The sequence below is a fragment of the Mycolicibacterium rhodesiae genome, assembly GCF_002086695.1.
GTDB classification, from domain to species: domain Bacteria; phylum Actinomycetota; class Actinomycetes; order Mycobacteriales; family Mycobacteriaceae; genus Mycobacterium; species Mycobacterium rhodesiae.
In genome coordinates this window covers 124,937-139,986 of sequence record NZ_MVIH01000008.1, presented here as the reverse complement: position 1 = coordinate 139,986, position 15,050 = coordinate 124,937, and the positions used below count along the sequence as shown (strand labels likewise).

General features: G+C 63.2%; 13 protein-coding genes. 4 read left to right on the top strand and 9 right to left on the bottom strand.

What is annotated here, in order from left to right; genetic code table 11:
• The first annotated feature begins 107 nt into the window (after positions 1 to 107).
• Positions 108 to 1,106, top strand: coding sequence for a YihY/virulence factor BrkB family protein (locus BST42_RS17845; RefSeq protein ID WP_237159483.1), 999 nt, complete (start codon positions 108 to 110; stop codon positions 1,104 to 1,106).
• 228 nt (positions 1,107 to 1,334) lie between these two features.
• Positions 1,335 to 1,715: a ChaB family protein gene (locus tag BST42_RS17840; protein ID WP_083120753.1), complete on the top strand. Its 381-nt coding sequence runs from the start codon at positions 1,335 to 1,337 to the stop codon at positions 1,713 to 1,715.
• Positions 1,716 to 1,857: 142 nt separating this feature from the next.
• Here BST42_RS17840 and BST42_RS17835 read toward each other — a convergent pair whose 3' ends face one another.
• Both BST42_RS17835 and BST42_RS17830 read right to left on the bottom strand, forming a co-directional pair.
• Positions 1,858 to 3,078 (bottom strand): hypothetical protein, encoded by a 1,221-nt coding sequence (locus tag BST42_RS17835; protein WP_083120639.1) that lies wholly within the window; start codon positions 3,076 to 3,078, stop codon positions 1,858 to 1,860.
• 540 nt (positions 3,079 to 3,618) lie between these two features.
• Positions 3,619 to 5,481 (bottom strand): S9 family peptidase, encoded by a 1,863-nt coding sequence (locus tag BST42_RS17830; RefSeq protein WP_083120752.1) that lies wholly within the window; start codon positions 5,479 to 5,481, stop codon positions 3,619 to 3,621.
• A gap of 64 nt (positions 5,482 to 5,545) precedes the next feature.
• On the opposite strand from BST42_RS17830, the gene BST42_RS17825 reads away from it, so the two are divergent.
• Both BST42_RS17825 and BST42_RS17820 read left to right on the top strand, forming a co-directional pair.
• Positions 5,546 to 6,271 (top strand): MerR family transcriptional regulator, encoded by a 726-nt coding sequence (locus BST42_RS17825; protein WP_083120638.1) that lies wholly within the window; start codon positions 5,546 to 5,548, stop codon positions 6,269 to 6,271.
• A 34-nt stretch (positions 6,272 to 6,305) separates the two neighbouring features.
• Entirely contained in the window at positions 6,306 to 7,205 is a 900-nt protein-coding gene (locus BST42_RS17820; protein WP_083120637.1) for a LysR family transcriptional regulator, read from the top strand.
• A gap of 3 nt (positions 7,206 to 7,208) precedes the next feature.
• Here BST42_RS17820 and BST42_RS17815 read toward each other — a convergent pair whose 3' ends face one another.
• From BST42_RS17815 to BST42_RS17785, 7 genes are all read right to left on the bottom strand, one after another.
• Positions 7,209 to 8,033 carry an alpha/beta fold hydrolase gene (locus BST42_RS17815; RefSeq protein WP_083120636.1) on the bottom strand — a complete coding sequence of 275 codons (825 nt, stop codon included), beginning with the start codon at positions 8,031 to 8,033 and terminating at the stop codon, positions 7,209 to 7,211.
• Positions 8,011 to 8,679: a flavin reductase family protein gene (locus BST42_RS17810; protein WP_083120635.1), complete on the bottom strand. Its 669-nt coding sequence runs from the start codon at positions 8,677 to 8,679 to the stop codon at positions 8,011 to 8,013. The genes BST42_RS17815 and BST42_RS17810 overlap by 23 nt, the downstream gene beginning before the upstream one ends.
• A complete protein-coding gene (locus BST42_RS17805) occupies positions 8,679 to 9,395 on the bottom strand; it encodes an alpha/beta fold hydrolase (RefSeq protein ID WP_083120634.1) in 717 nt (238 codons plus the stop codon). The genes BST42_RS17810 and BST42_RS17805 overlap by 1 nt, the downstream gene beginning before the upstream one ends.
• Before the next feature lie 46 nt (positions 9,396 to 9,441).
• Positions 9,442 to 9,915: a MaoC family dehydratase gene (locus tag BST42_RS17800; protein WP_083120633.1), complete on the bottom strand. Its 474-nt coding sequence runs from the start codon at positions 9,913 to 9,915 to the stop codon at positions 9,442 to 9,444.
• 404 nt (positions 9,916 to 10,319) lie between these two features.
• Complete coding sequence (locus BST42_RS17795; RefSeq protein WP_083120632.1) at positions 10,320 to 10,940, bottom strand: hypothetical protein; 621 nt, start codon at positions 10,938 to 10,940, stop codon at positions 10,320 to 10,322.
• Positions 10,941 to 11,486: 546 nt separating this feature from the next.
• The gene (locus BST42_RS17790) at positions 11,487 to 11,792 is read right to left on the bottom strand and encodes a hypothetical protein (RefSeq protein WP_133057477.1); all 306 of its coding nucleotides are present in this window, start codon (positions 11,790 to 11,792) and stop codon (positions 11,487 to 11,489) included.
• Positions 11,793 to 12,405: 613 nt separating this feature from the next.
• The gene (locus BST42_RS17785) at positions 12,406 to 13,578 is read right to left on the bottom strand and encodes a hypothetical protein (RefSeq protein WP_083120630.1); all 1,173 of its coding nucleotides are present in this window, start codon (positions 13,576 to 13,578) and stop codon (positions 12,406 to 12,408) included.
• Between the last annotated feature and the right edge of the window lie 1,472 nt (positions 13,579 to 15,050).

Sequence of the window (15,050 nt, the reverse complement as noted above, 5' to 3'; positions counted from 1 at the left end):
GACCTGGATTCAGTTGCGGCTGCATGGGTCGCCGCTGCGCGCCGCTGGTGGCCAACCAGTCTTCTCCTACGCTGGGTGCAGTGTCATTGCGAAGCAGGCAGCACGACGTGCGGTCGCGCGTGTCGGAGGCCGCCGCCTCCGCGCGCCGGACCCTGCGGCGTCGCGGTTACACGGCGTTCGTCCGCCTGCCCAGGCCGTTGCAGCAGACCTGCCGGCTGATCGGCCGGACCGGCCGCGGGACACTCGAGGACCGCGTCCCGGGTTTGGCGGCCGAGGCGGCGTTCTTCACGTTGATCTCGCTGCCGGCGCTGCTGTTGGCGGTCGTGGGTTCACTCGGATTCGTCGCAGCCGCCCTCGGTCCGGAGGGACGGGACAGCTTCCGCCAACTCGTACTCGGGATCCCCAAGTCGTTCCTGTCGGATCCCAGCTATGCCACCTACAAGCAACTGGTGGACACCGTGCTGACCGAAACGCGCGGAGGTGTTGTTTCGGTTGCCCTCCTGCTGAGCGTCTGGACCGGTTCACGGGCGGTGAATCGCTACCTCGAGACGATCACGATCGCCTATGACCTCGAACCGCGACCCGGTTGGCGGCGGCGCCTGCTGGCTTTGGGAGTCACCATCGGCCTGCTCCTGGGTGCGGGGGCAGTGTTGCCGCCCATGGTGTTTGGTCCGCGGATCGTGAAATGGGTGGCGCCGGATTCCGTCGAGGAGACCACACTCCACCTGTTCTTCTGGCCATCGGTCGTCGCGGTCTTGATCGTCGGCTTGGCGACGATGTACCACGTCGGGGCCCCATGGCGGACACCCTGGCGCCGCGACCTGCCCGGCGCGTTACTCGCCATGGCGATCTGGTTGCTGGCGTCTGCCGGGCTACGGACGTACCTTTCGGTGAGCGTTCGGCATGACGCCGTCTTCGGCCAACTCGCGGTGCCCATTGCTGTTGTCCTGTGGCTCTACATCACCGCTTTCGCAGTGCTTTTGGGCGCGGAGTTCAACGCCGCGATCGAGAGGATGTGGCCGCACGTGGATCATCCATGGCGGTTGCAGACTCTCCGCAGAAAGCTCGAGCGCGGCGCACCGGCGAGAGCAGAAGACGGCCGGTGATGTCGCGCGGCCGGCAACATCGACAGCTCGGCCGCACCGCATCGCCTGATGTTCGGCTGGTGAATTCCTTGTGCCACAGGGCAAGTGGAACTCCGAATCGGCACGAGGTTGCACGACGCGTTTAGCTGACACATCAGCGGGTAGTCGGCGTCGAATTAGCGGACTCCATCTGCCCGAACACTTGGCTCGTGGCGGACCATGCCGGATCAACTCGAAAGGAGCGACACCGTGCCGATGACCAAGAAGAACGGGAAGCCGAAGAAGAGTGAACTGCCAAGCACCCTGCAGAAGTCGGGCAAGAAGGCTCAGCGCACCTTCGCCAAAGCACACGACGCGGCAGCCAAGGAATACAGCGACGCCGAGCGCGCTTACCGAGTCGCCTACAGCGCGCTGAAGAGCAAGTTCGAAAAGGTGGGCGACCACTGGGAGAAGAAGGCCAAGGGCGCCAAGGGTCAGGCCGCTGAGGGTGTCAATGCCGATGCGACCAAGAAGCACTTAACCGAGATCGCGCGCAAGCTGGACATTCCGCGCCGCTCGACGATGAACAAGAGCGATCTGATCGCTGCGATCAAGAAGACCAACCGTCGCGAAGCTGCGCACAGCCGCTAGCTGTCACAGCCGCAGTGAGAATTGATCCACCCGAAGGCTTTTCGGCCCGGCTGAGGCCTGTTCGCGCAGCGTCTCCCGGTGACGCCGAAGCGCCAGCCGCTCCCTCCCTCCTCAGGGAGCGACTGGCGCCGAGCGGTCACACTTACTTGCCGGCCTTCGCGGCCCTGCCGGACTTGCCCGACGAACTCTTCTTGCCGCTCCCGGCCTTCGAATCGTGCCCGCCGGCGGACGAGGATCCGGCCTTGGCGTCGCTCGACGAATCCGAGCCACCGGTGCTGGAAGCCGCCGCCGTCACGGCCGGCGTGGCCTTGGCGCTGGCCTTGGTGGAACCGGTGCTGCCAGTGGCGGATTCGGTCGCGTCGGCTTCGGTCGCGGTATCGGCAGCCGCGCTGTCCGATGCGACCTTGGTGGCACCCCTGGCCGCCGACGCCGTGCCGGTTGCCTCCGGGGCGGCGGTCGACAGGGTGACCGTCTTGGCGGCCGCGGGCACCTTGGCCGCGCTGATGGCGGCCGTGGCCGGCGGGGTGGCTCCGATGGCCTGGGCGATGACGTCCCGCAGTGCGATCAGGCTGGAGATCGGTCCACTGGCCAGGAACCCGAGGTTCGGGTCGTAAGGCGTCAGGAGGCCCGGGGCATTGATGAATCCGAGGATCGTGCCCGAACCATTCAGGAAGCCGTTGACCAGATTCGCCGGGAGATTCACCAGAGTGCTGATGACGGCGGCCGGGTCGCCGGCGACCACTCCGTCGTATACATCCTGCGTAGCCTGCACGGCGGCGTTGATCGTCGACACCAGCGGGAACGTCATCGGCAGGATGACCTGGAACACCGAGTCGGGCAGTGTGGCGAAGGCCTTGGCGAAGTTGTTCACCGTGCTGACCAGGGGGCGCGTCAGATCGGAGACAGCCTGGACTCCCGCCAACGCGAGCGGGATGACGATCTGGTTGTTGAAGGTGTCGAAGGCACCCGTGATATCGCCGTCCTGGAGCTGGCCGCGAGCGGTAGCGATCGCGCCGGGGGCGCCGTCGAGGATCAGCTTGACGGTTCCCGCGTTGGAGTCGAATCGCGTCTTCAAGTCCTCGAAGGCGGCCATCTGGTTGACAACGATCTGTTTGAGGATCGGCGCGGGACTGGCTGCGATCTGCTGGCCGATTGCACCGAGATTTGCTGCGGACTTCTGGAAGACCTGTACCCAGTTCTCGATCGGGTTGACGGCGGCGCTGAGCTCGACGCTGACCGACGACATCGACCGCTGCAGGGCCTGGGCATCAGGCATCGGGGGCGCCAGAGGCGAGATCGCAATGACACTCGCTCCCACCAGCGCAACACCAGCGGTGGCGTACGGACGAACGGCAGCGTTCATGACTCTCCTTCGAAAAAGTTGACCCCCTAAGCGCCAAAACGTAGCGCAACTTACCCGTCAGTAAGTAGAGATTCTGGAAACTTTCTTGCGCGTCGAAAGGACCCTAGATAGCTGCGCTACATGTCGATTTGAGTAATCAACACCGCTGTTCACGACCGTCTTGACGATTCCACCAGGTTGCCGTTCGGTGAACCGGGGGCGGCCGCCAGCAATCAACGGCGACCATCTAACTTACCCATGGGTAAGTTAGATGGTTTGCTGAGATCGTGATCTAAGTTACCTTTCGGTACCATAATCGTTCTTATGTAAATTTAGTGGTGTTTGCGCGAGCGGCGGATGGCGGGGCGGCCAGCGGAACGGCGCATACAGCGGACCCGTCTCCGGCACCAAAATCTGATCAAGCCGGATCCCCGCCCACGTGTCCACTCGGAACGTGTGCGATGGCAGGTTTGCTGGCGGGCGAAAATTGTTGCGCATCCGAACCCGGCTTGGTGTTCACCGCCGAACGCTCGGACGCCGGCCGGCAGCCGTACCTGACGGTCACAGATGCTTCTCCAGGAATCGATCCACGGCGTTCCACATGTCGATCGTGTTGTTCGGATTGACGAAGCCGTGGCCCTCGTCCTGCTTCACCATGTACTCGACCTCGACGCCGCGGGCGCGCAGACCCTCGACAAGGTTGTCGGATTCTGCCTGGACGACCCGAACGTCGTTGGCGCCTTGGATAACCAGCAGCGGTGTCGTGATCTGGTCCAGCTTGGTGATCGGTGAGCGAGCGAGCATGTCGGCCAGTTCCTCTGGATCGTCGGGGTTGCCGACGAAGAGGTGCCAGTTGTTGGCCAGGTGCGGCCGGGCTATTTCTGGCAGGGTCCGCATGAAATTGCTCAGGTCCGAGATGCCGACGTAGTCGACCGCGCCGGCGAAGACGTCGGGGGTGAATGTGACGCCGACGAGCGCCGCGTACCCGCCGTAGGATCCGCCGAGGATGGCGACCCGGTCGCGGTCGGCGTACCCCTGCTCGATCGCCCACTCGACGCCGTCGATCAGGTCGTCGTGCATCGTGCCAGCGAACTGGCCGATGGCCGCCTTCTGGAAGGCCTTCCCATAACCGGCCGAACCACGAAAGTTGACCTGCAGCACGGCATATCCGCGGTTGGCGAGCAACTGGACGGCGGGGTTGTACATCCATGCGTCGCGTGACCAGGGTCCACCGTGCACGGTCAAGACCAAGGGCAGATTCCGGTGCTCGATACCGATCGGCAGCGTCAGGTAGGAATGCAGATCCAGCCCGTCACGGGACGGGATCGTCACCGGCAGCATCGGTGCGAGCTGCTCGGGATCGAGATGCGGGAACGGGCGGAACAGCAGGCGACTCTCTCCGGTGTCGTGGTCGTAGAAGTAGGTCGCGCCGGGATCGCGATCGTGGTTGAAGCTGACGATCCACTTGGTCCCGCCGTTGTCGGAGGACAGCGCCCCGATGTCTCCGTCGGAGAGTTTTCCCAGCGCGCTCAGGACGTCGGCAAAGTGCGGGTCGAGAGCCTGAATGACTTGGCGCTCATGGAGATACCGCACGCCGAGCAAGTCGCCGGTGGCGCGGCTCTGGATGAGCGGCTCGGGTAACCCAGGCCAGACCTGAGCGCGGGTGTCGATGTCGAACCTCGGGTGGCTATCGACGGCGTACTGCTTGCCGTCGGCCACATCGAGCCGCACCAGGCGGGTGCGGTCGGTGCCCTCGTTGGAGCCCATCCAGATCCCGCTGCCGTCCGGGGTGACAACCATGGGGTACATGCCCATGGTGTAGTCCTTGCCGTCATAGCGAGCGATGGAGTGCAGCGATCCACCGGCCCACTCGAGGACTTCGAGATCGCCTTCCTGGTTCAGCTTGGTGGCGAACAGGTCGCCACGCCGGCTGGCCAACCACCCGACCACGTCGCCGGGATTCTCGGCAAGCAGTGTCAGCTCGCCCGACGCGATGTCCAATTCGTAGGCGTCCATCTGCGTCGGACTGCGCTTGTTGGAGTGGACCAGGGCCTTCCCCGGCTTCTCGGGCAGGAGCTCGAAGGCCGACATGGCGCCCGGGAACGGGGTGAGGTCTGTTGCTTGAGCGTCTGGATCGTCGAGGTCCACGCGCATGATGTGCCAGTTCTCGTCGCCGCCGGTGTCTTGGAGGTATAGCAGCCAGCGCGGATCATCGGTCCAGGAGAAGTGCAGCACGCTGCGGGTCTCGTCGGCGGTCACGCGCCGCGGTTCGGCGCCGTCATTCAAACCGTGCACCCAGATGTTGAGCCGGTCGCGCCACGGTGCGAGATAGGCGACGCGAGTGCCATCCGGGGAGATCGAGGCGGCCGCGCGGACGGGCGGCGTGAAGAAGTCGTCGACGGAGATGCGCGCTGGTCTGATCATGAATCCATCGCACACTCGGACGTAGCGGCACAGTCAAGCCGCGCTGATCAACCATGATGGGACCGTGGCCTGGAGCACGCGGGAACTCGCCGAGTTGGCCGGCACCAGTCTGCGCGCGGTGCGCCACTACCACGACGTCGGCCTGCTGCCGGAGCCCACGCGGCTCAGCAACGGCTACAAGCAGTACGGCGTCGCGCATCTGGTTCGGTTGGTGCGCATCAAGCGGCTGACCGACCTCGGCTTCTCACTCCCCCAGATCGCCGCCCTAGGCGAGCACGACGAATACCCGGAACAGGCACTGCGCGAACTCGACGTTGAATTGGCGGAGACGATCACGCGGTTACAGCGTGTTCGCGCGGAGCTGGCCGAGTTGCTTATGCAGGCCGCGCCGACCGATCTGCCGCCCGACTTCGTGGCGCCCGATACCGCGGCGAAAATGACCGACGCGGACCGCTCGCTCGTCGTGGTCCTGAGCCGCGTGCTCGGACCCCGCGGCGCACAGGTCTATGCGGACATGATGCGGCAGACGCCTGATGATCCTGCTGCTGTCGACTTGGACAATCTGGCTGCCGATGCGTCCGAGGAGGCCCGACAAGCGCTCGCCGAGCGACTGGTTCCCTACATCCGCGCCGTGCGCGAGGCGAATCCTGGTCTGGACGATTCGCGCGCCGACGCTCCGCACGGAAAGCGGTTCGCGGACAAGGTGATCGACGACGCAATGGCCGAACTCTACAACCCCGCGCAGCTGGACGTGTTGCGGCGAGCGGGGCAACTGCTGCGTGGGGGTTAGGGCGCGTTCGCCCGGCGTGCGCCATCCTTGTCGGATGGACCTTCGCAGTTTGGAGTACTTCGTCGCGGTCGCCGACGAGCTGTCGTTCACGCGAGCAGCTCAACGATGCCACGTGACGCAGCCGACGATCAGCGGCCAGATCAATGCCTTGGAACGCGAGCTGGGTGAGGCCCTGTTCGACCGCGACGCCCGCACTGTGGCACTCACCGACGGCGGCGAGATCCTTCTGCCCTATGCCCGGCAATGCCTGGCAGCCGCCGAGAACGCCAAGGCGGAATTCTCCGCGCGCGCAGGCCTGTTGCGGGGCGAGTTCCGGATCGGCACCGGCGGCGGTGTGGAGAACACCTCGATCCCGATGCTGCTGGGCGCGTTGCGCAAGGCTCATCCGGGCATCGACATACACCTCACCGAAGCGACGAGTACGCCCCTGCTGGACATGGTGGTCCAGGGCCGTCTCCACGTCGCGGTGATCGCCCGCCCGCACGGCACCCTGCCGGCGACGATCGCGAGCGCCCCGATGTTCTCCGGTCACCTGGTGGCGGTCTTCGACCCGGTGGTGTTCGCCTTCGCCGAACCGGTGACACTCGCCGCGCTGAGCGGCCATCCGGTGATCACCTACCCCGCCTCGAGTGCGCTGCGGTCACGCCTGGACACCGCCATCGCCGAAAGCGGAGCCGACATCGCGGTCAACTACGTCGCCAATGACGTTCGACTGCAGATCGCGTTCGCCCGCCAAGGTGTCGGCGTCGCAATCTCCGCAGATTCAGATCCGGCCCTGCAGGACTGCCCCGACCTTGCGATTCGCACCCTCACCCCGAGCGTGGGCTTCGACAAAATCCTGGTGTGGCGCAACGACATCGAGCCCGCCGCTGCCACCCAGGCCTTCTTCGGCGTCTGGAAGGAATTCAGCACCGCTGCCCGCGAATCGGCCTGAGGGTCAAGACCGTACGAACTCGAGCAGGTCCGCGTTGATCGTCTCGGCGTGGGTGGTGGGCATTCCGTGTGGGAAGCCCGCATACGTCTTGAGCGTGCCGTTGGGCAGCAGCGCGGCCGACAACGGCCCCGCGTCGGCGTAGGGCACGATCTGGTCGTCGTCGCCGTGCATCACCAGGACCGGGATTCCGATCCCTTTGAGGTCTTCGGTGAAATCGGTCTGCGAGAACGCGACCACGCCGTCATAGTGGGCCTTCGCTCCGCCGGTCATGCCCTGGCGCCACCAGTTCGCGACGATGGCTTCAGAGAGTTCGACTCCGTCTCGGTTGAATCCGTAGAACGGACCGGCGGCCACCTCGCGATAAAACTCCGAACGCCGGGTCGCAACCTGCAGCTGGAAGTCGTCGAACACCGACTTCGGGAGCCCACCGGGGTTGGCGTCGGTTTGCACCATCAACGGCGGGACCGACGAGATCAAAACGGCCTTGGCGGCGCGGCTTTCGCCGTGCCGGGCCAAATACCGCACCACTTCCCCACCGCCGGTGGAGTGTCCGATGTGCACCGCGTCGTGAAGATCGAGGTGGGTGACGACCGCGGCGAGGTCGTCGGCATAGTGGTCCATGTCGTGGCCGTCGGCGACCTGCTCGGAGCGGCCGTGTCCGCGCCGGTCGTGTGCCACCACCCGATAACCGTGGTTGACGAAGAACATCAGCTGCGCGTCCCAGTCGTCGGAGGACAGCGGCCAGCCGTGGCTGAACACGATGGGTTGCCCTGTGCCCCAGTCCTTGTAGTAGATCTCGACACCGTCATCGGTGGTGATCGTCGGCATGGCGCCCTTTCTGCTGTGGTTGGTCATCAGGTCTGGTCATGCTGAACATCGACTCGTGGGTGATGCCGGCGTAGGCGGCAGGGCCGCCGGCGCGCAAGATCGGTGCGGCGGCAGCGGTGTCGTAAACCCCGTTGACCAAGAGTTTTTGGTCGATGTGGACGGCGACGACCTGTCCGATAACGAGCCAACTCTGCGAGTCTTGTCCGTCGATGCCGGTCAGCCGGATCAACTGGGTCAGCTTGCATTCGAAGTTCACCGGGCTCTCGCCGACCCGAGGAGCACTGACCAGACGACTCGGCTCGGCAGTCAAACCGCTGCAGGCGAATTCGTCCTCAGTTGCTGGCAGGGAAGCCGACGTCAGGTTCATCGCCTCGGCCAGCGGGCGGGTGGCCAGATTCCAGACGAACTCACCGGTCGCCTCGACGTTGGCCACGGTGTCTTTCCAGCCGATCGAGGAAAAGCCGATCAACGGCGGGGTGTAGCTGAAAGCGTTGAAGAAACTGTAGGGCGCCAGGTTGGCGATGCCCTCGACGCTGCGGGTGGAGATCCAGCCGATCGGGCGAGGGCCGACGATGGCGTTGAACGGATCGTGCGCCAGCCCGTGTCCGTCGACGGTTCGGTAGAAGTGGGTGTCGCCACCGGCCATCAGACTGTGACCTCGCTGAGCGCCGCGCTGATCAACGCCGCGATCTCCAGCGGGTGCGACAGCGTCACCAGATGTGAGGAGTTGATCTCCGTTGTATTGGCACCTGCGCGTCGATAGCCGAACCGCTGCACGTCGGGGTTGATCGCGTGGTCATCGGCGGCAACGACGGCCCAGGCGGGCTTGGATCGCCAGGCGGCAACCGGTGCCGCCTCGACGAAGGCAGCGGCGGCCAGCGGTCGCTGCGAAACTGCCAGTGTCGCAATCAGTTCGGGGTCCACGTCGGCACCGATCACCGGGCCGAAACGCTCCGGTGTGACCGTGACGTCGACGCGGGCTTCACCGGCCACCGACGCGGGCACTTCGGTTTGCACCAGCGCGGCGGGCAGCTCCGAATCCGGAAACCCGCCCTGCAGTTCGGCCAGGCTCTCACCTTCGTCGAGGGCATAGCCGGCCAAATAGACCAAGCCCACGACGTTGTCGGCGGCGCCGGCCACCGTGATCACCGCACCGCCATAGGAGTGACCGACCAGCAGGACGGGGCCGTCGAGCTGTTCGACAACAAACCGGACTTCGCGCGCGTCGCCGAGCAAGCTGCAATTGGGTACCGCGGGCGCCAGCACCGAAATACCTTCGTCGAGCAACGCTTTCGTGACCGGGGCGTACGTGGACGCATCAGCGAACGCGCCGTGGACCAGGACAACGGTCGGTTGGGGCACAGGTGCTCAGCTCCTCAGCGGGTCGAGAGTTCGGGTCCGGGACGCGTCAGCGCCGGAGCAGGTAGGTGTGCTGACCGTCGAGTACCAATTCGCCGCGCTGATTGTGCACGGTCGCCGCGGTGGTCACGCGGCCGAGTTCACCGGCATCGGACAAGGAGATGATCTCGAGCTGCGGGTACAGCGTGTCGCCGGCGTGGACTTCGCCGAGGAAACGACAGGACACGCTTTCGAAGCTGACGAACACCTCGCCGATGATGTGGGGAAAGAGCGTGGCGCCGGGGGCGGTGAACGCCAACACCTGAAGGCCGTGCACCACCGGGGCGGTGTGGCCGTGCGCCCGGGCCCACTCGACGTCGTAATGCACGGGATGGTTGTCCGCAGAGACCGCCTGAAACGCTGAGGCGTGTGCGTCGGTGACAGTCCGGCTGGGTGCGCGAAATATCTCGCCGACCTCCAGCTGGTCGAACGTTCTTGATGTGACCAGCGTGAAGTTGTCGGCAGAGAAGCCGGATTGCGGCACGCAGCGTCTCCTTTGGATGGGCCGGTCGACGCTGACCTGCCGATGATGATGGGATCCACGCTGCCGAAATGAGCCGGCGATGTCCAATAGGGAACGCTGCGAGCAGCCATAGGCAGCGCCGATGGGTCACGGCGGGCGGCAGGTGCCCCCAGTCGGACTCGAACCGACACTGTGCGGATTTTAAGTCGGACTCCCCGGCGCGATTAGATTTGCTGTAACGCTCCGCGAGGACATTAGATCGGGAGTAATGCCCAGTTCAGAACAGGAAAGGACGGCTACGGGCGCGATACAGGACAGCATCGGGCGTTAGCCCAGTTTGCCCAGTTGGCGAACGACTGTGGACGCGGCGTGGACGTGTGACGGCTTCTGCGCTAAAGCCGGTGAGGGCCGCCAGGCTGAACCGCTCATTGGAGGGGGTTAAGCATGCGCGGGCGGTTCTCGTCGACAGCGCGTCGTTGCACACCCTTGCGGGTCGAGTCGGACTCTGGCCGGCATTCCACATTCTCCAGCTCTTTGAAAAGCGCGATTTGCCGTCGGATGCCGAACGCGTTCTTGTCGATCTCATTTATCCCGCTGATGATGCACCTGACTTGCGTCCGAAGCAGCGAAAGGTCAGCCTTCAGCTGCTGCCGCGCCGGTTTATCACCGTCGGGCGCGAAGATCGAGTCGTCCGTAGGCACTCCAGTGGCAGCTTCATAGTGCGAAATGGCCGTATCGATCGTCGCAACCAGTGCCGAGATTTGTTCGTGTGTGGGAGCAATGAACTCATCCTTGCGGAGAATCAGGTACTCGCGAAGGCTACTCAATTCGTCCTTTATACGGTCCGAGGGGAGTCGGCTTTCGAGCTGGTTGAGTGCCTTCTCCAGATGGTGGTAGTCGGTCAGGAGAAGTGTCTGCCGCAGATTCCCACGAATTTTCATCTGGTTATCGCGCACAGGCGCGTGTTTCATATGTCGGTAGTTGCGAAGACTTAAAGTGAGGCCCGCGACGCCCGTCAGGGTCGCAATGACTGTCAGAATCCACATTGTCAGCGTTCTCTCTCGACGATTTTTATAGCTACCGAAGGGTCAACGCTTGCGGATGACGCGGTTGACGATTGTCCCCGGGGGACCGGTGATCACCCAAGGAGCGCCACCACGGACCGGCTCAGACTCCAAAGTAAATATTGTTCCTTCATTCCCGTTCCACGAGAACGACTTTCGCTCAACCTGGAAAAGGTAAGCATGGCCGTCCCGCACGACAGCAAGGGACATCCCAGTCTCTGCCTGCTCGATGGGGATTCGGACCACTGAGACATCGTCCTCCGCACCGGCGGCCTGGCCGCCCAACCGCCGTGCCTGGCACTCGCCACAGTTCGCGCATTGCTTAGGAGGCTGGTCGATACGAATTCGACCGTGAGTTTCGTTTCGGATGATGCCGTGATCGCACCACGAGCACGTAACGAGCGCCGCCATTTGGGGCTCCGATTCATAGACTCCGCGTCAGCGAAGATCGCCAGAGTACACCCTGCCGTCTACAAGTCAAGATCCCGCCGAAGACATTCGCCGATAGCGGCGAAACCGCTCGGACGTCTATCTGCTGACCAGGTTGTCCCACTCGGCGTTCGTGATGCAATCGTCGTCATGGTCGTCGTCATGGTCGTCGACGAGGCAGATTCGACCGCGTTCAGGCTCCACACCACGCAGGCGAAGGAACCCGTCCACGAGTGAGAACGCTGCGTACTCGTCACGAGCGTCAATCGGGAAAATTATGAGTGGCTCATCCGGATCCTCGATCAAGATGGTGCCGGGTATCACATCTATCAGGTCGCGCAGACCGTCCCACTCTTCATCCGTAGAAATGGGGGCCATGACTGCTTCTACGTTGTAGGCCTTCATCACTTCGATCCTTCGGGCCGTTTCTTCTTAGGCGCTGTATACCCCTTGTGGGGCACTTCGACGCCGAGTTTGCGTAGCTGTGCTGCGCAGTTCCTAACTCCTCGGTAGTCGGAACTTGTGCTGCTCAGCGTTACTGGTCGGGCGGGTTTACCTGTTGCCGGGTCGCAAAGACCCTCCGGTGGAGTCAGCCGGGGATGGCCACTCTTGTCATAGCTCAGAGTCCAACCAGCATCGACGGCGACGCCTACAAGGGCGTCCCACTCTGAGTTCCCGCGCGCCAAGTGCCTTCATCCCCCGAAACCTACACATCTCTGATCGCAGGGATCAACACTAAATGGGGAACAGGTGGTAACGGAGTGTTTTCCAAGATCGGGAAGAAACGAATCTCATCGATGGGATTCCGCACAAGGCTCCTCGCGAACGGCTCCTCTTGTACTCGATGCCTACCTCCGTTCCACCCCAATTCTCGGCTCACAGTATGGCGTTGTACCCCTATACGTCCCACCTTCGCTGGGCGGCTTTCCGCGGACAGACGGCGGCTCCAGACCTTCGCCCCAACAGAATTCACTTTCGCCATCAGTGTCGTTGGGGTCCAGCGGATACGGAATGCTACTCATCGCGGAATCACCGGGATGTCATACGCGCCGGAGCTTTTGACCTGAACCACGGCGGCTTGGCCGCGTCGGCGGGTACCGACACCAAACGCTCTGGACAGGAACGAGTCTTGGAGTGGGTAATCGGTATTGCCAGGAATAATTCTGAGTCCCTGGTAAACCGGGCTAACGTGCTGGCGAAAGCCAATCACATTGTCGGGTGAATTGGGACCGTAGGTAGCGACGACGGCGAAGTAATCCTCAGGGATGAAGTCACTTTGGATAACCCACACGTCGCCGTAAGAACCTTGTACCTTCAGACCGCTGAACGACTCAGGGGCCACTTGGCCGACTATGTTGTCGGGCTGCAGGTAAGCCGGAGCTCCCGCGCTGGGGATATAGTCATACTTCGCAACGATTCCGCTTGCGCTCTCTTCGCCGGCCTTGAAGGTGGAGACCACCTCAGCTTGGGCCGGGTTCATTAGCGCCAGTAGGCGGCTGTTGGGTGTGGTGCCGTATCCGTGCTCGGTCACCAGCTTCGCCGCCTGTTCTAGGTCACCGGAGTCGATTGTCGCGGAGCCGGATACGAGGTAGTGCTGGTGCGGTGTGGCGAAACTGCGCCCGAGGTAAGGCGGAGGGGTCATCGTGTCTCCGTTGTACAACCCGTAGACGACGTGGCCCCAATCATTTTCACCCTGTGTGGGATCGAACAGCCGTTGGAGGATAGTGCCGGAGGTCAGGCGGTTGTCGGCCTCCAGTGCGTAGTTGAGTACGGCCCGAACTTGTTCGGCTGTGGCGTCTCTGAGGAAGAATCGGCTGTAGCGCATGGCGAGGTCGAAATCGCGAAACTGGTAGCCCATGAGCGCGTATTCCGAAGGTGGACGCAGAGATTCAGGCTGGCCGAACTCCGAGGCTTCCTCGAAGCTGTCCTCTGACTTGCTTTGCGGAATGGCGTCTGCGGTGTTGGTGGTGTTAAAGGCCAACAGGTTGGTCAGGGCACTGCGTTCGTTGTTCCACGCGGAGATTACTTGTGCCACCTCTGCCCAAATAGCGTTGAGGTCAACACCGTCCGCGGTCACGTTGACGAGGGCATCACCCTGTGTGGCAATGCCGCCTTCCCCACCGAAAGGCGGCAGAATCAAAAGCGACTCCAAGTCAGAACGATTGGTTCGGGGGCGTGTATAGGTGGTCATTTTCGGGTCTCCGGTAGTAGTTCAAAGCTGAACCGTCTGTCCGAAAGCGGAAGGACTGAAAGGAGAAACCACTTCCGCCTTCGCGACGGCGGCTCCGGGGATACCGGCTACCTTTGGGAACTTACAGGTTCGCCCACGCCCATGACACAATTATACCCTGTGCGCCAGTCAATTTCGCGCGCTCAGCGGTGGACGTGCCCGGGCCGGTCGGGGATAATGACGGTGAGTCCATGCCGATTAACGCGAGGCAACCATGTCACTTTCAGCCACCGGTGAGCAGCTCTATACCCGCGGTGCCGCAGCCGATTACTGCCGCTCTAGAGGGTTAGAGAGGGTAACGCCAAACACCATCGTTCGAGCTGCCTACTACTCAGGAAAACTGGCCCGCCCCAGAATCATTGGTAACACTGCCTATTGGCCGCGTAGCGCCCTGGACCGGTGGATCGCCGGCCTCGTGCCGTGACGGCAGCCGCGCCAATCGATATGGCAGCACCCCACTGGACAGAGTAGGGCGACTGCCCGACACAACAGCAGGCCGGAGAAGGCCAGAACTTGGAAGGAAACCACTGTGACTCGATATTTTGGCGACACCCGGTCGCGGATCGAGGCGTGCAACGCCGCCGTGTACGGCGACAGTGCCGACCTGCTGGCCCCTCTCGACGACGCCCATCCAAACCCCGGCTGGAGTGGCGGGCGCGTGCTCGGGTGCGGCGAAGATTGGACCGTAAACAAGCTGTCGTCCCAATTGGATCATGAACTGGAGCTGTACCCCGTGGTCCACGCTTGGCGCACTGATAACGGTTCAGGGCTGACGTTCTGGTGCAAGTTCTGCAAGAGCCACCATATCCACGGGCGGCATCATGGACCCGCGAGCGTAGAGGCGGATAACCGCCGGGACGCCGAAGACAATTGGGCTCCGCGCTTTGATGCCGTGCTACCGCTTCGCCTCTGGCGGCGCTATCTGCAGCGCTCCAGCGGGTGCAAGTTCAACCCCAACAAGCCGGGTGGACGCGGATTCTGCACCTGCCCCACGGGAAGCGGCGACGGCCATCGGTCAACGCAGTGCGGAAACAGACGCGGTGCGTACTACGAGCACGGGTACATCCTGCACGAAGTCGAACCCAACGACTCCAGAGCCACTCGTAAGCCTACGCGGACGTGGCGCTAACGGAGTCTGAAAAGATCCCGCCGCGCTCGCAAGCTCGCACAAGAACAAGACGGGTGGCTGTCGCAGTGGGCAAGCCCGACTGGCCCTGTCACGGACATAGATGGTCGGGACGGTGATACTGCGCTACAACGGAATCCCGTCGGTTCTCGCGTACATCGCTGCGGGGTCAATAGATCCGGTATTTCAGACCGTCCCGACGTTGTAGGGCAGCACGCGTGGTACGCGCGGGTCCAAAATCTATTGGCCAGCAAACTATTACTGTCCTGCATCGCACATTTCCGCAGCTCAGAGCCGCGGACTAGGG

Bases quoted from the DNA above. Each gene is read 5' to 3' on its own strand.
- BST42_RS17835 (WP_083120639.1), bottom strand. From the start codon at position 3,078: ATGAACGCTGCCGTTCGTCCGTACGCCACCGCTGGTGTTGCGCTGGTG.
- BST42_RS17830 (WP_083120752.1), bottom strand. From the start codon at position 5,481: ATGATCAGACCAGCGCGCATCTCCGTCGACGACTTCTTCACGCCGCCC.
- BST42_RS17820 (WP_083120637.1), top strand. From the start codon at position 6,306: ATGGACCTTCGCAGTTTGGAGTACTTCGTCGCGGTCGCCGACGAGCTG.
- BST42_RS17815 (WP_083120636.1), bottom strand. From the start codon at position 8,033: ATGCCGACGATCACCACCGATGACGGTGTCGAGATCTACTACAAGGAC.
- BST42_RS17810 (WP_083120635.1), bottom strand. From the start codon at position 8,679: ATGGCCGGTGGCGACACCCACTTCTACCGAACCGTCGACGGACACGGG.
- BST42_RS17795 (WP_083120632.1), bottom strand. From the start codon at position 10,940: ATGTGGATTCTGACAGTCATTGCGACCCTGACGGGCGTCGCGGGCCTC.
- BST42_RS17790 (WP_133057477.1), bottom strand. From the start codon at position 11,792: ATGAAGGCCTACAACGTAGAAGCAGTCATGGCCCCCATTTCTACGGAT.
- BST42_RS17785 (WP_083120630.1), bottom strand. From the start codon at position 13,578: ATGACCACCTATACACGCCCCCGAACCAATCGTTCTGACTTGGAGTCG.